The sequence below is a fragment of the Pseudomonas sp. B22129 genome (genome assembly GCF_044218875.1).
GTDB lineage: Bacteria > Pseudomonadota > Gammaproteobacteria > Pseudomonadales > Pseudomonadaceae > Aquipseudomonas.
In genome coordinates, this window is the sequence record NZ_CP162592.1 from 1,205,708 (window position 1) to 1,224,780 (window position 19,073).

The 19,073-nt window shown below is 61.2% G+C and carries 8 protein-coding genes; all 8 read right to left on the reverse strand.

What is annotated here, in order from left to right; translation table 11 throughout:
- Positions 1–85: 85 nt before the first annotated feature.
- Positions 86–442: a hypothetical protein gene (locus tag AB4P94_RS05575; RefSeq protein ID WP_395609741.1), complete on the reverse strand. Its 357-nt coding sequence runs from the start codon at positions 440–442 to the stop codon at positions 86–88.
- A 49-nt stretch (positions 443–491) separates the two neighbouring features.
- Entirely contained in the window at positions 492–8,705 is an 8,214-nt protein-coding gene (locus AB4P94_RS05580; RefSeq protein WP_395609742.1) for a DUF637 domain-containing protein, read from the reverse strand.
- Positions 8,706–8,736: 31 nt separating this feature from the next.
- On the reverse strand, positions 8,737–10,461 hold the full coding sequence (locus AB4P94_RS05585) for a ShlB/FhaC/HecB family hemolysin secretion/activation protein (RefSeq protein ID WP_395609743.1): 1,725 nt from the start codon (positions 10,459–10,461) through the stop codon (positions 8,737–8,739).
- 464 nt (positions 10,462–10,925) lie between these two features.
- A complete protein-coding gene (gene pgaD, locus AB4P94_RS05590; RefSeq protein ID WP_395609744.1) occupies positions 10,926–11,408 on the reverse strand; it encodes a poly-beta-1,6-N-acetyl-D-glucosamine biosynthesis protein PgaD in 483 nt (160 codons plus the stop codon).
- Between the two features lie 2 nt (positions 11,409–11,410).
- Positions 11,411–12,751: a poly-beta-1,6-N-acetyl-D-glucosamine synthase gene (gene pgaC / locus AB4P94_RS05595; RefSeq protein ID WP_395609745.1), complete on the reverse strand. Its 1,341-nt coding sequence runs from the start codon at positions 12,749–12,751 to the stop codon at positions 11,411–11,413.
- A 2-nt stretch (positions 12,752–12,753) separates the two neighbouring features.
- Positions 12,754–14,751: a poly-beta-1,6-N-acetyl-D-glucosamine N-deacetylase PgaB gene (pgaB, locus tag AB4P94_RS05600; protein WP_395609746.1), complete on the reverse strand. Its 1,998-nt coding sequence runs from the start codon at positions 14,749–14,751 to the stop codon at positions 12,754–12,756.
- A gap of 12 nt (positions 14,752–14,763) precedes the next feature.
- Positions 14,764–17,244, reverse strand: a complete 2,481-nt coding sequence (gene pgaA / locus AB4P94_RS05605) for a poly-beta-1,6 N-acetyl-D-glucosamine export porin PgaA (protein ID WP_395609747.1) — start codon at positions 17,242–17,244, stop codon at positions 14,764–14,766.
- 260 nt (positions 17,245–17,504) lie between these two features.
- A complete protein-coding gene (locus tag AB4P94_RS05610) occupies positions 17,505–19,001 on the reverse strand; it encodes a YdgA family protein (RefSeq protein ID WP_395609748.1) in 1,497 nt (498 codons plus the stop codon).
- Positions 19,002–19,073: the final 72 nt, after the last annotated feature.

The following is a 19,073-nucleotide window of genomic DNA, read 5'->3' on the forward strand; positions in this document are numbered from 1 at the left end:
TCTGCCCCTTTTTCCTCTTAAACATCTCTCCTTTCTTTTTTGCGCAAAAAAATAGCACTACTCGTAACCGCCTCTTATTTTGTTTTTACTTTACTGAAACATTGTAAACAAAGTCATTTATAGCTATTCGATCAGATTCATTTTTCGCAAACCGCTCTAGTACCGGAATCAGGTAATAGAGCATCAAATTACTTCTGGCTGGATCCTTTGGCACAGCGCTCTTGATACATAAAATCATTAGTTTAATCGACATGATTGAGGCAAACGCCTCATATCCCTTACCGCTTGAAAAAGGGACATTCTTAAAATAGTAATCAGCTAGCCGTTTCTGTTCGGGCTTCTTCCAAGATCGGTGAGGTAGAAGTACCATGGCCTCACTCCAATTTCCAGAATCGATAGGATACTCACTCATCAACCAAGCTGCGGCCTGTTCAGAGCTCATCTTCAACATTTCTTTGCAAAGTGACGTTAACCGAGCGTCCATATCTAACCTATTTTCTTGGATTGAATGATTGGTCCGGCAGGCCTGAGTTACCTTTTAAGGTAGCCGGCGGCTGATAGTGGCCTGAACTATTATCCCAACCAGTTATTTTTCCTCGCTGCGGGCCATCATTATTCCCAAAGCGAATCGATCCAGCGTAATTCACTTCGCCTCCACCGCTAAGCCCAAGATGCGTTGAAAAATGCTCATTAGTATTCGGCCTGCTAACTTTAATAGTTCCGTCAGGTAATGTAACAAAGTCGTAGGATCCTGAGGGGGTAATTTTTCCCCCACCTTGTCCCTGTAGCCAATACCGCCCCGACTCGTCTTGAATAAGAGTTCTTACCGGTCTCTGTGCAATCGCAGGATCCGTAGGAAAGACGTTAGTAAGCGTCCCACGCTCAGTGAGATTGGGCACCGTCTGCACCGGCGTCTTGCTGATAACTGAACCGCCATTAGTACCTCCGAACTCACCATCTACTCGCGATTGAGGCGTGTCCCATTTTGGAGTATTCGTCTCGGCGATAGATTCTTTTGGAAGACTGCCCGGCTTCGTTCCCGCCGCTCCCATGCTTCCAGCGCCGCCGCCGGGAAGCATTCCAGGCACCACATTTATCCCAAATGGATTGAATCCAGTTTGGTCGAGGTATGCCCCTCCTTCTTTCATCCACTCAGGATCACCGTTCAACCACAAGTTGGCGATTTGATTAAGGTGAAGCTGACCGGCCTTAGTCCACTCCTGCTCATTGACTGCTCTGTAACTAGCAACCAGATCGTTACCTGAGCCACCTGGGTCAAGTGGTTCAGTCCGTTCAATGGACGCAACGATCGCTTTAGAACCCTCATCCAACTCGGCTCGAATCTGCGCACAATTACGTGTTGCTTCGCAGTTATCTAAACGAGCCAAATTAGCTGCACTGCGAGCGTCGAACTCTTTCTTGACTTGATCGCAGGTACCACGAGGATGACAGTCTTTCTCTGCTGCCTCTAATTCAACAACATCCAGATGATTCAAAAAATTATATTGCGTGGCGTTTTTCGCCACCCACACGCCCTTCTCTAGCTTACTGGCATCACCGTCCGCTTGAGACGCAGCCGCGAGCAGGCCCACCAGTTGGGAGCTCATGCTTAGAAGGTTCTGATCGCCTTTAACCAAATCATTCAGATGTCCAACTAGGGCTTCATTGGCCCCTGCTGCCAAAGCGCCCGTTTTGAAGTCGCCTCCAGTAATCTCGGCAAGAAGCCCACCCACCATCGCGTGAATAGCGATTTTCTGTGGTGTACCGGTGGCGTATACATCCTTCGTATAGTCACCAACTGCATTGAAACTGGCAGCTGCAAGGGTATTGAACAGCGCGTTTTTCAACGCATCTCCCGCGCTGCCGCCTTGACCCAATGCCTTATTGAGTAAGGTCGACGTGCCGCCTTGCAGGACCTGGTTTCCTGCAAACTGTCCCACACCCGACCACGTATTGAGTGCAGGGCCCGTAACTTTGCCGGTCACCGTATCGGTAGTGGTACCGGTCCATCCGTCGAAATATGAGGAGGTCAGGCCAGCTGTAACACTTGATACGGCATAGCTCTTCAGATTGTCTGAGGAGGTCACGTCCTTCAGGGTTGCACCCAGATTGCCCCCGTTGTTGATGAAGCTGACTGCGCTGTTACTGGCTACCGAAGTCAGCGCAGCAGAGGCCATCACATTGCCCCATCCCGCAGCTACGAAGGTGCCCGTCGTGGCCGAAATACCTCCGGCAGCCATGGCCGTTCCGGTACCAGCGGTTCCGGCACCTGCAAATGCGGTTCCCAACGCTCCACTCGCGGCTCCCGCAGTCAGCGCCGTAACTATTATGATGATCGCCAGCATCGCCCCTTGACCCAGGCTCGAGTGGCTGTACTTGAACGAGTCATGCAGCTCCTGCACATGCCGCCAATCCACATCCCCACGCTTCTCGGCCTCTTTCAACCAAGCCAACTGCGGATCTGCCTTGACCATCACATCAATCGTTTGGCTAACCGTGTTCTGATCAATCTGCTTGATATCGATCTTCAGCCCATCAACAGCCTTGATCGCCAATTCGCCCTGCGCCTTCAGCTCACTCTGGCGCAACGTCTCGTCGGTATTACCCTTACCCTTGGCGCTCGTCCAAGCCAGGTCGCTCTTACTCTTCTCGTGGCTCTCTTGATGCAGGTCTTTAACCGCTTCAAACGTCACCGCGCCGCCGCTGGCTATCGTCAGGTCATTACCGCTGTCGAGTTTGGCGCGCTGATACAACTGGTCGCCGCCACTGACAAGCGATAAGTCACCCCCCGTCTTGATCTCAGTGCCAACGTTGGTAACGCGAGTCACCTCATCGCGCTTGGTCTCCTTCGCGCCCCAGCCGCCCTTCTTTTTCATGTCGTAGAGGGTGTAGGTGCTGTCCTGCGCCGCCAACAAACTCAACTTATCCCCGCTATACAGATAAGCCTCATTCCCCACACTGATCTTGCTCGCAACAATCGTGGTGTCACGCCCGGCCTGGCTCACAAAATCCCCGCCCGCCGTCAGCACGCTGGCCACTTGGGTGGTCTGCTCATCCGCCGTCTTGATGCGTTTCTTGCCGTCCTTTTCCTTGCCTTCGACGTTGTGCACGTCGCTGACCGACGCCACGTTGAAGTCGCGCCCGGCCTGGATGTTCAGGTCTTTACCGGTCGTGGCCTTGCTGCCGATGATGTTGACGTCCTGCCCGGCCTTCAGGTTGATATCGCCACCTGCCGTGACGCTGGCGGCGAGGTTTTTGACGTCGGTGGTGACGGTGTATTTTTCGCCGCCGTCGCGGGTCTCGTGCTTGACGCGGGTGCCGCTGGCGGCGATCAGGTTGAGGTCGCGGCCGGCGGTGAGGTTGGCATCTTTGCCGGCGGTGAGTGCACCGCGGTTGGTGAGGTCACGGCCGGCATCCATGGCAAGGTTTTCGCGGGCGACGATGGTGCCGGCGCTGGTGTCGGTGAGGGTGCGCATGCCGGCGCCGTCACGTACCTGGATGGCGGTGTTGTCGTTGGTGATGTCGCCTTTGAGGGCGGCGAGGCTGACCTGGTTGCCGCGAATTTCGCCGGCCATGGCATTGCGGATGCTGTCCTGGGCCAGCAGGCTCAGGTTGTTGCCGGCTTCCACCAGGCCGCCGGTGTAGATGCTGCCGCTGCTGACGGCGGAGAGGTTGTTGCTGGCGCGCAGGGTGCCGACGTTGATCAGGTCGCCGCCGGTGACCAGGTTGAGGTCGCGGCCCTGGATCAGGCTGTTGCCGCGCACGTTGCGTGAGTCCGCCTGGGCGAGATACAGCACGGGTACGAGGACGGTCTGGCCGTCGACCACGCGGTTTTCCATCCACACGATGTCGTGGGTCAGCGCACTGACTTGCTGGCCGGTGAGCGCCACGCCAAGGCTCAGGCGCAGGGCGTCTTTGCTGGCGAGGCCGTTGTCCATCAGGTAGCGGAACTGGTCGGCGTCGCTGTACAGGCCGCCCGCCAGGAAGCGCTGGCCGGTTTGCGCGAGCACGGCGTCGCGGATCAGGCGCGTCTCGTATTGGCCATCGCCTAGGCGGCGCCAGGCGTTGTCGCTGTTGAAGCCGAGTTTGCCGAGCATGTAATCGGAGCTGAAAAAGCCCGACGCGGTGGTGAACTCGGGGTTGGTCTCGATCAGGTAGTGGCTGGTCGGGTCCGGATTTTTGACGAACAGGCCGTACTCACCCTTGGGCAGCTGGAAGTTGGGCGCGGTGGTCGGGTCGACGGCGGCGAACGGCGTGCCGGTGTAGTCCACGGGCACGAAGCCGCCGCCGGGGGCGACGCTGGCGACCGGCAGCACGCTGCCTGCGGCCTGGGCGCTCGGGTCGTTGGCGTGTTTGCTCAGGCTGATGTTGATGCCGCCGACGGGGATGCCGGTCTGGTCATCGCCGAGGGTGCCGGTGAGTTGCGCCAGGGTGTTTTCGTGCAGCGTGCCGTTTTGCAGGGTGCGCGCGACGTTGAGGTTGACGGTGCCACCAGCTTGCAGTGTGGCGGCGTAGCCTGGGCCGCCATTGTCGGTCCAGGTGGTGACGTCGCTCAGTTGGCGGAACGGTTCGCTGTTGGGTGAGAGGCTTTTCAAGGCCTCAAAACGCGCCTTGTCGAAGTTGCCGGCCGCCGTGGCGTTGTTGAACGCGGGCACGTCGATGTACTCCATGCGTTCCCACAGGTGCTTGTCGACGTGCCCCGGTGTGCCGATCACCACTTGGCGCTGCCCGGTGCGGGTGCCCGCGCCCTGGTTCAGCAGGTCACCGGCGGTGATGCTCAGGTCGCCGTTGGCGGCCAGCAGGCTGTAGCGGTTCTGCACGTTGTCGCCTTGCAGCACCATGTCTTTGCCCGCCACCAGGCGCGCCGCTGCCGAGTCCTTGACCGCCGCTTCAAGGTAGGTTTCGTTTTGAGTGATCGTGCCGCGCCGCCAGCTGTCTTTCTCGCCGCAGTGCTGGCCGCACACCCAGCTCAAGCTGCCGGTGGTCAGGGTTTGGGCCAATTCGAACTGGTCTTTGGCGTTCTCGATAAAGCCCGCATTGATGCCGATGGAGCCTTCGCTTTCAACGGTGCCGGAGCGGTTGCTGAACAACACCGCCTTGCCGCCGTCCACACCGGCAAAGCTCAGGTTGCCCTTGCTGTACACGTCGCCATAGGCGTTGCTGAAACCGTTGCCGCGCAGCGTCAGGTCGCCGCCGCTGAACAGCAGCGAATCCGCACCGTTGTTGATGCCGTTGACGGCCGTGAGGTTCACCGCGCCCTGGGCGCCGAGGGTGCCGCGGTTGGTGATCTGGGCGGCGGCGATATCCAGTTGCTGGCGCGCGGTGAGGAAGCCGAGGCTGTCGAGGGTACCGGCCAGTTTGACCCGGGTGTTGGTGGCCGCCAGGCGCCCGCCATTCTGGCTGAGGTTATTGGCCGCGACGGTCAGGGTTTGCAGGGCCGACACGCGGCCAGTGTTGGTCATGTCGCCGGGGGTGGTGATGCTCAGGTCACCGTCGCTGAGCAACTCGCCGCCGTTGTTCAGGCTGGCCACGTCAAGGATCAAGCCCTTGCCGCTGGCCATGCGGTCGCCCGCCTTGAGGGTCAGGCCCTGGGCACTTTTGTAGGTGAGCACTTCATTGAGTTGCACGCGGCCCAGGCCGTCGACGTTGCCGAAGGCCCAATCCGCCGTGCCCATGCCATTGATGTTGCCCTGGCTGCCGGTGAGGCTGGCGGTGTTGAGGTGGAACAGGCCTGCACCGGCATGCTGCAACTGGCCGGATTGGTTATTCAGGCTGGCAGCGTCGAGGCTGAACGCGGTGGTGCCGAATTCGAGGGTGCCGTTCTGGTTGTTCACCTGGCCGCTGAGGGTGATGCGGCTGCTGGCACCGGTCAGTGCGCGCAGTTGGCCGCCCGCGCTGTTGTCGAGGTTGCCACCGTTGAGGGTCAGGCCTTCATTGGCTTCGATCAGGCCGCCTTTGTTGGTCAGGGTGTCGCGTGAGGTCAGGGCGAGCTGTTTGCCGCTGATCTGGCCACCTGCGCTGTTGTCGAGGGTGTTGCCGCTGACGGTCACTTGTTCTTTGCCGAACAGCTTGCCACCACGGTTGGCCAGGGCTTCGACGGTCAATTGCAGGTTGCCGACCAGACTCGCCATCAGGCCGCCGGCGCCGTTATCTGCCGAGTTGGCGGTGACGGTCAGGGTGTCGCCTTGCACGGTGCCGCCGGTGTTATCCAGGCTGCCGGTGTCCAGCTGGGTGTGCGCACCGCCGCTGAGGATCAGGCCTTTGCGGTTGGACAGGTCCTGGCCGCTGTAGCTCACGCCCTGGTTGCCGGCGAGCAATTGGCCGCCGTCGTTGTTCAGGTGTTGCGCGGTGATGTCCAGGCGCTTGCCGCGCAGGGTGCCGCCGCTGTTGTCGAGGGTGGTCAGGGCTTTGACCAGAATGCTGCGTTCACCGGCATCGAGGGTGCCGCCGGCGTTGGTCAGCAGGTCGCTGACGTTGAAGGTGATGTCGCCGCCATCGCTGACCAGCGCGCCTTTGTTGCTGTTGGTGAAGGACTGCGCGGTCACTTCCACCGACTGGCCAAGCAGAATGCCCGCGCTGTTATCAAAGCGCTCGCCGTGCAGCTGCAACAGGCCTTCGCTCTGAATGCGGCCTTGAGCATTGAGCAATTGGCCCGGCCCCTGGAGCAACAGGCTCACACCTTGCGCGCCACCGCCCAGCAGGCCTGCGTCGCGGTTGTCCAGGCTTGCAGCGCGTACATCGAGTTGGTCGCCGAGCACGCGGCCGGCGCGGTTGTCGATACCGCCGCCGGTCACGTCGAGCAGCAATTGCTTGCCGACGATCACGCCGCTTTGGTTGCCCAGGCTCGCCGCGTGCAGCTCGACATTGCCCAGCCCGGCCTGCAGGTGGCCTTGGGCGTTGTTGAGCTGTTGGGCGGTGACGAGGTTCAGCTTGCCGGTGCTGGCGCTCAGCACGCCGTTGGCGTTGCTGCTCAGGCTGCCGGCGTTGAGGCTGAGGTCGGTGCTGGCCTGGGCAAAGCCCTGATGGTTGTTGAAGGCATTGGCGACGGTGAGATTCAGCGCGCCGTTGTCAGCCTGGATCAGGCCCTTGAGGCTGTTGTCGAGGTCGCTGGCATTCACCGTCAGCGCACCGGCAACCAGTACGCCGTTCTGATTATTCAGGCTGCCGGCGTTGACCGTCAGGGCGTTGGCAACGACTTGCCCGCCGCTGTTGTTCAGCGCAGCACTGTTGACTACAAGGCTGCCACCGGCCATTTCAATGCGGCCCTGGCGGTTGTCCAGCGAGGCGCTGTTCAGCGTTGCCGCCTGGCCTTCACCGAAGCGAATCAAGCCGCCAAGGTTGACGATGGCCGGCGCACTGATCGCCAGCGTTTGCTCGCCAAACAGCCGCGCCGTGGCGCCCTGATTGGTCAGGCTGGCCGTGCTGACGCTGACGGTTTTGCCCTGGATGATGCTGCCCTGGTTGGTCAGCGCCTGTGCGGCGGTGATCGCCAATGCCCGGCTGGCCAGCAGGTTGCCGGTGGTGTTGACGGTCTGCGCGTTCACCACCAGGTCGCCAGTGGCGTTGCGGCTGTTGTCCGGGGCCACACCGGCTTCGATGATGCCAGCGTTGGTGAGGTTGGCCGCGTTGAGCTCGATGCGTTGGCCGGCCGCGATGCTCTTCTGGTTGACCAATGCTTCGGCGCTGGTGACCTGCACATTGCCGGTGGCGTAGACCTTGTCGGTCAGGTTGACGCTCTGCGCGTTGACCCGCACGTTACCCGTGGCGGCGGTTTGCGCCATGCTCAGGTGGCCGTTGGCATCCAGCTGGATGTCGCCGCCACTGGCGGCCAGCGTGCCGTCGAGCTTCACGCCCACACCGGCTTCGGTGCCCACCAGTTTGATCGCACCAGCGTACATGCCGCCCAGGGCAGACGAGTCAATCGCCAGCTCCGGTTTGGCACTGCCGTCGTTGGCGCGCGGGGTCGCGTTGAGGGTCTTGGCATCGACGTCATTGCGCCCGGCGATCACCGCCAGTTCGCGTGCGTTGATCTGCGCGTTGATCTTGGCCGAGCGGGTGATGATTTCGAAGCGGTCGACGTTGCTGGCGTTCAAGCCTTCGCCGTCGATGGTCACGGCGCCGCCATCGACTTGGTAGCGCTGCAGTTGGCCGTTGGCGTCGAGCACCGGTTTGCCGGTGGTCAGGGTCACGTTGGGCGTGTTGATAAAGCCGCAACCGCTGCAGGTGATGCCGTAAGGGTTGGCCACGATGACCTTGGCCGACTGCCCCGCCACTTCGGTGTAGCCGCGCAACTGGCTGGGGCTGCCGCCGTTGACTTCGTTGAGGATGACGCTGGCGGCGCCGCCCTTGAGGTTGGGGTTGCCGACGATATAACCGCCGAGCTGGGTGTTGGTCACCGCGCCCGTGGCGTTGTTGAGGATCACGCCGTTGGGGCCGACGTTGTAGTCCTTGAACTGGTTATGGGACAAGCCACTGCCATTGGGCGTGGCGATGTTCACCACCGGCACGCCATTGCCGGCCTGGCCCAGGCTGGTGGCCGGGTTGCTCACCACGATGCCTTCGGCCTGGGCCAGCAACGGCTGCCAGAACAGCGCGTTGGCCAGGATCAGCACCAGGCCGCGCTTGGGCAGGCCGAAGAACGTGTCTCGCGGCTTCAGCGCAGCAGAAGGTTGGCGGGCCAGGAAGGCAAAGTGGCGAACATCCATTTTCAGATTCTCGTTGCGGCGGGGCGTTGAATTACAGGAAGAAGTCCATGCGGAAGTAGATCGGCGCTTCGCGCTCGCTCATCACTGCCGGGCGTTCCAGAGAATGGGCAAAGGTCACGCTGCTGCTGACGTATTTGCCACGGGCGAACAGTTCCAGCGAATTGCTGGAAACCCGGCCGTGCACTTCGCCGTTGTAGCGGCCGTTGCTGATCACGCCTTGGTCGTAACCGACGCTGGCGCCGTATTCGGCAAAGGCCGGGCGCATCCAGGCCCAGGTCACCGGGCGCGCCCAGCGCACGTCGTTGCGCCAGTAGCCGCCGCTGTCGCCGGTGAGCTGCTGGTCCTTGAAACCGCGCACCGAAGCCGAGCCGCCGAGGCTCATGCGCTGGGGGCTGTACAGTACGTCTTCGCTGCGTTGGCCGGTCGCCAGGCTGGAGAAGCTGAACGACTCGCCCCACAGCGTGAACGGCTGCAAATAGCTGACGGTGGCGGTGTACTTGCGGTAGCGCGCATTGGGCGTGAGGTTGCCCTGGGGGTCGCGCTCTTGATGATTGCTTTGCGCGTCGAAGGCGCCGATGCCGTTTTGCATGCCCAGGTCGATGTTGACGAATGAATTACCGATCCGCCGCCCGTGGTTAATGCCCAGCTGCAACTCACTCAGGCGCTGGCTGCTGACGCCGAGCCGCTCATCGTTGATGTAGTTGTTGGTGCGCAGATGCGCAACGCCGGCGTTGAGCGAGGTCTTGCTCACGTCGTCACGGTGGATCACCCGTTCGGCGCGGAACTGGTGGTTTTGGTTGTCGCCCGACTGCTTGAACTTGAACGTGTCGGCATAGCCCAGAGCGCGGTAATCACTCTCGCTGTAGGTGTAACTGAAGTTCCACCAGCCCCACGGCACGTTGTAATAGAGCATGCTGTTTTTCGAAGTTTTCTGGTGGTCGCTGACGCCATCGTGGCCGCCGCGCAACACCAGTTGGTCGGCCAGGCCCAGCGGGCTGTCCCACTCAAGGCCCGCGCCCCACTGTTGTTCACCGGTGCTTTTCTGGCCGTCGTTGTTGCGCGACAGGCTGGCGCGCCAGGGTTTTTGCGGGGTATTTTTGACCACCACGTCACTGCCGCCGATCTGGCTGCCGGGCGTGAGCTCCATTTGCGCCTGTTTGGAGGGCAGGCGGTTCAACTGGTCCACCAGTTGCTCGACCTCACGCAGGTTGAGCGCCTCACCGACCTTGCCCGGAAAGGCCATGGCCAGTTCGCGGTCAGTCACGCTGCTGCCTTCGGCGCTTTTCAGGGCTTCGAGTTTGCCTTCGACCACCAGCACTTGCAGGTGGCCGGTGGAAAGGTCTTGTTGGGGCAGGTAGGCACGGCTGGTGACGCGGCCTTTGGCGATGTAGTAATCGGTGATGGTCTTGAGCAGGTCATTGAGCTGCGACACACCCAGGCATTGGCCAACATAGGGCTTGAGCAGGCGCTCGCGGTCCGGCGCCGGCAGGCTGTCGGCGCCTTGCAGTTGAATGTCTTTGATGGGGAAGCAGCGCGTGTCCGCAGGCGTGGCCGGGGCCTGGGGCTTGGCTTCTTTGCCCGGCAGGTCCTTGAGTTCTTCGAGGCGACGCTGCTGTTCTTCGAGCAGGCGGTTCTGCCGGTCGCGGATCAGGTCTTGATCCCCAGGCGTGGGGGCAGCGATGGCGCTGTTCAGGCCCAGGCAAACGAGCAGGAAAGTGCACAGCAAATACCGAGTCCGTGGCAATAACGAAGACATGTTCGATCCATCGAAAATCAAGGGGCGGCAAACTAACATCGAACTTCCACTGATCCAAGAAACTGGGCTAGTTGGACTTTCGTACTCGTTAACTCTGCAAGCCTTTGATTAATAACAATAAATAATCATCAAAAAGACAGGAACGGTCTTACGGGAATTATTATTCCGACAGGCGGCTACTGTTTTGATGGCATTTCGACTAAGAACGGATAATTGCCATTAGTTGGCCATCAAGTTCGTGTCGAGATAGGTTAGTACCGGAGATCCCGGAAAAGTTCGCGGGCGTTTTGTGAATTGGATCCCATTTGTCGGTATTCAAGACAACGCGGATCAAATGTGTGTGCTGGCTCATGTGGGAGCTGGCTTGCCTGCGATTGCATCACCCGAATCTGACTGACAGACCGAGCCGCCCGCATCGCAGGCAAGCCAGCTCCCACATTTGAATCTCTATGCCTTTGCGGTTCTCAACCGGCGCCTTTGTCTTTTTCCTGCCCCGGCACCAGCGTCAGCCCCGGGCGCTCCACATCACGGGATACGTGCGATTTAACAGCTTCCACACCGCCCTCCTCGTCGTTGTGGATCACCAGCACACCTGGCTTGCGAAACTGCTCGAGGTGGCCGTCTCCCAGGTTGAAACTTTCACTCAGGTGCTTGTCACTGAGCGCATTGGCCTCGGCGCGACGCTGGGCGAACTTGCGCCCCCGGCGTTGCTGGTAACGTGCCCAGCTGATCAGGATCACCGCGTTGAACAGGGCAATCCACAGGTAAATCTGCAGGGTATTCAGCGCGGCAAAAATCGGCGCTTCCAGGCGCGGGCCGCCATGGGTTTCGAGCATTGCGCTCATCCCGCGCACCAGCAGCCAGATAAGCCCGGCCCACGCGAGCAATGTCAGCAATACGTCGACAATCCACATCACGGTGTTCTGGCGAGTTCTGACCAGTTTCATGATCACGCCTCCTCTTCGCGGGGTTTGATGCCGCGGTCCGGGCTGACCCAGCGCGCGCGTTTCTGATGCTGGTTAAACAGCACTTTGGGGAAGCTGACCAGGGTGGTGAACAAGCTGACCAGCCAGAACACCATCGGGTACCACACGGTCCAGAACAGGGTTTTCCACAGGTCCTTCTCGTAGCGCCGGTCAATCAGGATGCTCACCGCAAACTGCAACAGGCACACCATCGCCAGCACCAGGCCGGTGAACGCCGGTGGCACCAAAGAGTCCACGGCAATCGCCTGTGGCAGCACCATGAATTTACCCAGGCCCCAGAAAATTACCGAGAGCAGGAAAGTGAAGGCCCAGCCGGTGGACAGGCAGTATTCGAACAGCAGCGGCCACAGGTAGCGATGGCGCCATTGCCAAATGCCCCGGATGTTCTTGAACAGTACTTCGGCGCCGCCCTGGGCCCAGCGCAGGCGCTGTTTCCACAGGCCGCCGACGGTTTCAGGCATCAGGATCCAGCACAGGGCGCGGGGCTCGTAGAAGATCGCCCAGTGATCAAGTTGCAGCTTCCAGCTCACGTCGATATCTTCGGTGATCATGTCAGTGGACCAGTAGTCGATACGGTCCAGCGCCTTCTTGCGAAACGCCACCACCACACCCGACACGGTGAAGATCCGCCCGAACACACGCTGGGTGCGTTTGATCAAACCGATGATCGAAGAGAATTCGCCCACCTGCACCCGGCCAATCAATGTGGAACGCGTGCGGATACGCGGGTTGCCGGTCACGGCGCCCAGGCGCGGGTTGTCGAGCATCGGCGCAACCATATAGGCCGCCGCGTTTTTATCGAGCAAGGCATCGCCGTCAATGCACACCAGGTATTCGCTGCGTGCCGCTACGGCGCCCATGCGCAGGGCCACGGCCTTGCCCTGGTTCTGCGCCAGGTGCAGCACGCGCAAGCGCGGATATTCCAGGGCCAGGGCATCCAGCACGGCGGCGGTGTTGTCTTTGGAACCGTCGTTCACCGCGATCACTTCGATGTTCGGGTACAGCTGGTCCAGTGCTGCGTGGATGGTGTCGGCAACGTTATCGCCCTCGTTGTAGCAAGGGATGATGATCGAAATCAGCGGGTTGCCGGCCAGCGTTGGCGCCGGGGTGTCTTCCTTCCACGGCCAGTGGCGCTCCCAGTGCAGCCAGAAGTACAGGCCGCCGGCGATCCACAACGCCGACATGAAGAGCGGGTAGAAGAACACGAAGTCCATCAGGAACTGCCCGGTGACCAGGAAGATCAAGCCAAGGGGCACCCCCAGCACCAGCGCCAACACGAATAAAGCCAGGATTCTGTCGAACATGGTCAAGGGTTCCATTGGTTGGAAAGGGCCGGACGTACCGTCTTCAGGTCCGGCGAGTTTTCCAGGAAGTTGTCCGGGTAGTAACCAAAACTCCTGACCCCCTGGCGTTTGAGCACACCCATCCATTCGGCCATCTGCGCGCCGTCGATATTCGGCGCATCCTTGGTACGCCAGTCTTTGGCTTGCAGCTCAAAGACGGTGCGATACAGCGCGTCTGGGCGGGCCTTGACGGTGGCCACCAGTTTTTCCAGCCAGGCATTGGAGTTTTTCAGCGTCTCGCCTTCCATCAACGGCATGGCCATCGGCGCGGTCCAGTCGTAGGTCTGGAGGAAATCATCGAGGTTCTGCGCAAACCACGCTTCGCTGGCCGGGTTGAGCATCGGCTCGGCGAAGATATTGCGCGCGGTCTGCACCTGCGGCCCACGGATGGCGCGGACCTTGCCGATCAGTTCCTGGGTGAAATCGATCAGGTAACGGCTCTTGAAGCGGGTCCAGCGTTGCATCACGGCCGGGTCATCGCGCAGTGCGGCGATAGTGTTCGGCAGGCCGTTGGCGGCATAGGCCTTGAGCGCGGCGGGGCTGGCGTCTTCGAAGTCGGAGAACAGCGCGTCGTCGTGGAACAGCACGCCGTCAATCGAGGTGTTGCGCGCCAGGTCCTCGTAGATCTCGCCGATTTGCTGGCGCACTTTCGGATCAAACGGCGACAGGCGTTTGTACTGGTCGGGGTCGATACCGACCTGGCCGGTTTTCGGGTCCCAACGGGTGACGCGTGGCAACGTCGGGTCCAGCGCAAAGCTGAGCACCGGCATCCACGCGTAAATCGCCACATGGCCACGGGTGCGCAGTTGCCAGGTCACACGGTTGAACAGATCCTGACGCACCGGCAGGTGGCGGTTGGGGAAGTACAGCGAGTGCACCAGGCCGTCGCCCTTGGGGTCGGCGAAGGCTTGCAGGAACACGGTGCTGGCGCCCATGTCGACCACGCGCTGGATCAACTGGTCGAGGTTGCGTGCCTCTTGGGCCGGGTCAGGGTCGTAGACGTTGTCCAGGTCCACGTGCAGCACGCGCATGGAGGTTCGCGACTGGGTGCCGACGATGGCGTTGGCGTAGTGCTCGCCGTCCGGGTCGGAAGCCACCAAAAAGCGCGGGCTGCTCTTGAGGTTGGCGAGGTCGTCGAGGCCGTCGTCCAGGGTCAGGGCCATCTGGTAGCCGTTTTCGCCCACCACCGCCAGCGAAGTGCCGTCAGCGGCGCCGTACGGCCACACCCACACGCGCGGAGCTTTGCCGGTGACCGCACGCAGTTTATTGGTAATGGCGGTGACGTCGGCCCGCATGCGCGCCTGGAACTGAGCTTCGGTTTCGTATTTGCCGGTGGCGGCGTCATAGCGACGCGTCGCGGCAGCCGGCTCGAGGTTGCCTTGGGGGTTGGCCAGGATGCCGGTGTGGCTGGCGTCGGTGTGGGCGGCGATTTCCACCAGGTTCGACTTGGAAATTTCGCGCACCTGTTCCCACGTCAGGAAGTCGGAACGGGCACGCGGCGTGCCGGCGAAGTCCACCGGTTTGTTCAGCGGCGTGTCGATCCAGTAGCCGACCGGGGCGAGGATCGCCGGCCAGTTGTAGGCGCGCAGAATCGGCAGTACACGGGTGTAAAAGCTCGAATAGCCATCGTCGAAGCTAAGCATCACCGCTTTGGGCGGCAGCTCACGCCCGCCGCTGCGCGCAGCCAGGATCTGGTCGACGCTGACCGGTTGGTAGCCGTTCTCGCGCAGCCAGGCCAGCTGTTCGATCAAACGCTCGGTGCGCACCGCCACCACGGCCTGGTCGGGGTCGCGATCCTCGACATCGTGGTAAGCAATCCCCAGGAAGTGGTTTTTCGGCCACGGCGCTTCACGCACAGGTACCGGGCGTTCGGCGGGAGGCGTGTAAGGCGCGGGCTGCTGGGCGCAAGCGCCGGCGAGCAATACACCCAGGACCAATAAAAAACGGCTGAGAACAGTCATGGTCAGGCTCTTCTAGAAACGGTAAGTGAGGTCGACGAGCAGGCGCAGATCGCGCTCGCGGTCGCCGTCATAAGGGCGGCTGATCAGGCTCAGGTTGGCGCCGACGTCCAGTACGTCGTTCCAGCGAAAACGTTGGCCGTAACCGATCAAGCCGACGCCTCCGGTGGAGTAATCCTTCTGGCTATACGTACCCGCACCGAGCTGGAACTGCTGACTCCACTGGGTTTCGTAGCGGCGATAAAGCACATGGTTGACCGTGACGGTGGGCAACACGCTGAGGTCAGACTTGGGGTTGAAGTACACCGTGTCTTCTTTGGTGTTGCGGCTGGCGCCGACTTCAAGGCCGAGGTCCACTTGCACGTGGGGCGAGCTGTAGATGCCCTGGCGGCCGGTGAGCAAGGCTTCGAGCCGGTTGTTGCCGTCGCTGAAATGCGACGGGCTCAACGACAGCTTCCACTCGCGGCTTTCATTCTGGCGCCAGCGGATAAAACCGCTGCCGCCGTTGGCGGTGACGTCGGCATTCAGCGCGCGCAAGGGCGTAGTGGTCAGCAGGTAGCCGAGGCTGCCGCCGTACTGCCAGTTGTCATTGATGTCGCGGGCAATCGACACCGACGCGCCTTGCTTGGAGCCATAGCCGTAGGAATGGTTGGAGACTTCGGCTTCAAGGGTCATGTCGCGGGTGCGCCGCTCCACACCGACACGCTGCCAGCGATGCTGGCCGGTGCCTTCGGTGAAGTCTGCGGTGGCGTAACCGGCACCGGCGAACAGGCGCCAGTCTTCATCGATAGGCGGCGTATAGAGCACGCTTTCAATGCCCCAGTCACGGCTGCCGGCAACCGCACCGGCGTCGTTGTTATTACCGCCGCCGTAGCTTTTGCCGGTGTGGGCCTCGACGCGCAATTCAGCCATGTCGTGCACATCCCGCAGGCGGCTGAGGCGTTGCACTTGGCGGTTGTCCGGGTTGCGTGCGAGCACGTCGTCGGTCAGGGCGTCCATCTGGCGCCATTCCTGAAGGTCCATGGCGGTGTAGGCCTGGGACACTTCCAGGCCAATGTCGCGCGGGGCCTGGGCTTCGGTTTCCTTGAGGGTGCCTTCGGCGCGCCGTGGCAGGTCGCGGGCGCGGTACATATCGGCCTGGGCCAGGCGCAGGCCGACATTGCCCGGCGCCTTGGCCACCAAGGCTTCCAGGCCGGTTTCGCTGCCCGGCAGATCGCCGCCGTAGGTGCCGGCCTGGGCCGACAGCTGCTGGGCGTCCATCCAATTGTCGTTGGGGTTGCCGATCGGCAGGCCCTTGAGCTCAACCCGCGGGTTCTGGCTTTTCGCCAAGTCGTTGGCCACGGTGCGGGCCTCGTCGACTTTGTCGCTTTCGAGCAAGGCGTAGAACAGTGCGGTGCTGTCATCGACGCGGTAGCTGGCGTCGGCATCCGGCGCGGCCAGTACCTGGCGATACAGCGGCTCGGCCTGTTCCGGCTGGCGCTGGTCGAGGTAAGAGGCGGCGACCCAGCGCAGCGCGTAGGTGGGCAATTGCACACCTTCGCCGTTGAGGGTCTGGTATTCGCGAATCACGTCAGCGGTGCGCGCCCGGGCTTTGAGCGCACCCAGACGGTCGATGCGCCAGCGCACCACGTCGTCGTGGGCACTGGCGTCCGGGGTCCAGCGGGCGAGCAGTGTGTCGTAGTCGGCGAGGGCGCGGTCGGCGACCACGTAGCGCTCTTTTTCGGTTCGCGTGGCGAACTCGGCCATGCGCACGCGCTCGGCAGCGAGGTCGCCTTCCAGGCGGCGCTGGGTCACGGCATCGAGTACGCCGGGATGCTTGGCCGACAGGCGCAACGCCGGTTCCGGCAAGCGCGCCTTTTGCAGCGCGACGATGTATTCACGCACCACTTCGGGTTTGTCGCCCGCGCGGATAAACGCTTGGTCGAATTCGAAGAGCGCGTCGTAATTCAGGCCGGCACGGGTCAGCGCATAACCGAGGGCCATGCGGCGGTTCGGGTCGTTGGGGTTGGCGGCCACCAGCGCGCGGGTGCGTTGCACCGCTTCGTTGGTCTGGCCGCCGTCGGCCTGGGTCAGGGCCTGGCCCAATTGCAGGTCGATATTATTCGGCTCACGCAACAGCGCCTGCCGGTAAACCGCCAGCGCCTGGGGCCACTGCTTTTGATTGCGATAGGTACGCGCCACGGTGGCGAGCGCTTGGGTGGTCAGGTTGCGATTTTTGCCTTGGGCCTCATACACCTTCAGCACTTCGGCGTCTTGCCCGGCCCAGCCGGCAATCACCAAGTGATCGCTGATCTGCCCCGGTGTCTGGCGTTCCGCAGGCAGTTGGCGCAGTTGGGTAAGGGCTGGCGTGAAATTGCCATTACGCGCCTGGATGATCAGAGCGTCGTAAGCAGGATCGGCCAGGGCAAAAGCGGGCATCAGCAGTTGGGTGCACAAAGCTGCCCCGATGAGCAGTCGCAACCGACCTGAAGCACTGATGGGTAGGGTTCGCAACATATCGTGAGCTTCCTTACACACGGAAAGCTGTAACGATAGGTGGTCCTGAGCAATTTGCTTCAGGGTGCCGGCGTCTAGTGACCCGGCCTAGCTTTCCTTGTAGGAACTATCCCTTAGGAAAGTAGGGGAATGCGCAATTCGGAACAATTGTTCAGAATTGGCTGGAGGGATTAAACACAAACAAATGTGGGAGCTGGCTTGCTGTTGTGGTGAGGGAGCTTGCTCCCTCACCACAACAGCAAGCCCGCTCCCACTGGTGCTTAGTGCGCGCCGCTGACTGCACCGGCTTTGGCCATGATGAAGCTGAGGAACTGCTCGACGGTCATTTTCTGGCCGTTGAACGTCACTTCATTGTTGGCGTAGTGCAACTTGGACACCACGTCCGTGCCGACCAGCGTCGCCAGCTGAGTGCCAACCGCCATGCCGCTGACCATTTCGGCCGCCATCTGGGATTGCTGCTCGATGGCTTTAGGGTCGGTCACGCCGCCCATCTGCGCTTGCAGGCCGGCTACGTCGCCAATCATTGGCTTGGACAGGGTCAGGTTGGCATCCAGCAGCGCAACCATTTGCTTGCCCAATTCAACCGGCGGCAGCTCCATGGAGGCTGGCTTGGCCAGGTCCAGGATCAGGCTGAACTTGCTTTCGCCATGGGTGGTTTTCAGCGACAGGTTTTCCAAAGCCACTTGCGGCTTGGCGGCCAGCGCCTGGTTCACGTTGGCTTCGGCCAGGGCCTGCTCGGCTTCGGTCAGTTGCAGCTCAGGCACCGGTTGGCCGGCAGCGGCGGCGGCTTGCACCGGCTGCATTTTTTCCTGATAAAGCTTGGTCAGCACCAGCATCGACGGGATGTCGACGTTCTTCATGCTCACGGCCATGGCCGCAGAGCCCACCGGCTTACCCTGGTAACCAATTTCGTCGATCTTGTAGTCGACGCGGCCGGCCAGGTTGTTGTCTTTGGTCTCGCTGGTGTCTTTCTGTTCAAAGCCCTTGAACGTCAGCACGGATTTCTGCGGACCGAAGGTGACCTTGGTGTCAGTCAGCTCAACGGTGTTCTGCCCGGTGTAGAAACCAAAGGTGGATTTTTCCAGGTTGCTGGCAATGGTCAGGCCTGCCAGCTCAGCTTCGAACGCCGCACCGTCGGCATCGACTGCCGACACCTTGAGGCTGTTCATGAAGCCCTCAGCCTTGACCTTCTGGCCTTCGGCCGTGCTGTCGAAGTCCAGGTTGGCACCGCTGAAGCTCACCGCAGCCTTGTCATCCTTGATCTCCAGGGGCAGCAGTTCGACGTTGCCGTTGACCGAACGGTTGTAACCGATGTTGGCCACGCCCTTGAGCGGCGACACGTCTTTGCTGGCGGCGAACCATTTTTCAGTGGTGGCGTTCTTTTCCAGCGCGTAGTGACTGGTGGCCATCACCGGCAGCCATTTCAGCGACACCAGGCGCGAGAACGGCAGCGGGCCGTGTTCGATATGGTCAACAAACAGCAACTCGGGGTTCGGGTTGCCTTCACCGAACACACTGCCCTGCCCTTTGAGGCGGTAATGGGCAGTACTGCTGAACAGGCCACGGTCCAGGGACACCAGCTCAAGGCTTGCGGTGCCATCGACACCGGCCATGGAGGTCTGCAGTTCTTTGTTGGCATTCTGGATCGCGGTCTGCAGGACCGGTTCCAGCTGCTTGCCGGTGTACCAGGCACCGCCCGCACTGACGGCGCCGATGGCGACAACAAAACCCAAGAAAACAACGGCTGGCTTATTCATGAAGTGACCTGATCAAATCCTGTGAGAAGTGGGCTGTCTTCCTTGAACCCTGAGGGGGTTGGCTCAAGCCCG

What these genes read in the sequence shown, in the direction of transcription:
- pgaD (WP_395609744.1), bottom strand. Translation starts at nt 11,408, where the DNA reads ATGAAACTGGTCAGAACTCGCCAGAACACCGTGATGTGGATTGTCGAC.
- AB4P94_RS05575 (WP_395609741.1), bottom strand. Translation starts at nt 442, where the DNA reads ATGAGCTCTGAACAGGCCGCAGCTTGGTTGATGAGTGAGTATCCTATC.
- AB4P94_RS05585 (WP_395609743.1), bottom strand. Translation starts at nt 10,461, where the DNA reads ATGTCTTCGTTATTGCCACGGACTCGGTATTTGCTGTGCACTTTCCTG.
- pgaC (WP_395609745.1), bottom strand. Translation starts at nt 12,751, where the DNA reads ATGTTCGACAGAATCCTGGCTTTATTCGTGTTGGCGCTGGTGCTGGGG.
- AB4P94_RS05610 (WP_395609748.1), bottom strand. Translation starts at nt 19,001, where the DNA reads ATGAATAAGCCAGCCGTTGTTTTCTTGGGTTTTGTTGTCGCCATCGGC.
- pgaB (WP_395609746.1), bottom strand. Translation starts at nt 14,751, where the DNA reads ATGACTGTTCTCAGCCGTTTTTTATTGGTCCTGGGTGTATTGCTCGCC.
- pgaA (WP_395609747.1), bottom strand. Translation starts at nt 17,244, where the DNA reads ATGTTGCGAACCCTACCCATCAGTGCTTCAGGTCGGTTGCGACTGCTC.
- AB4P94_RS05580 (WP_395609742.1), bottom strand. Translation starts at nt 8,705, where the DNA reads ATGGATGTTCGCCACTTTGCCTTCCTGGCCCGCCAACCTTCTGCTGCG.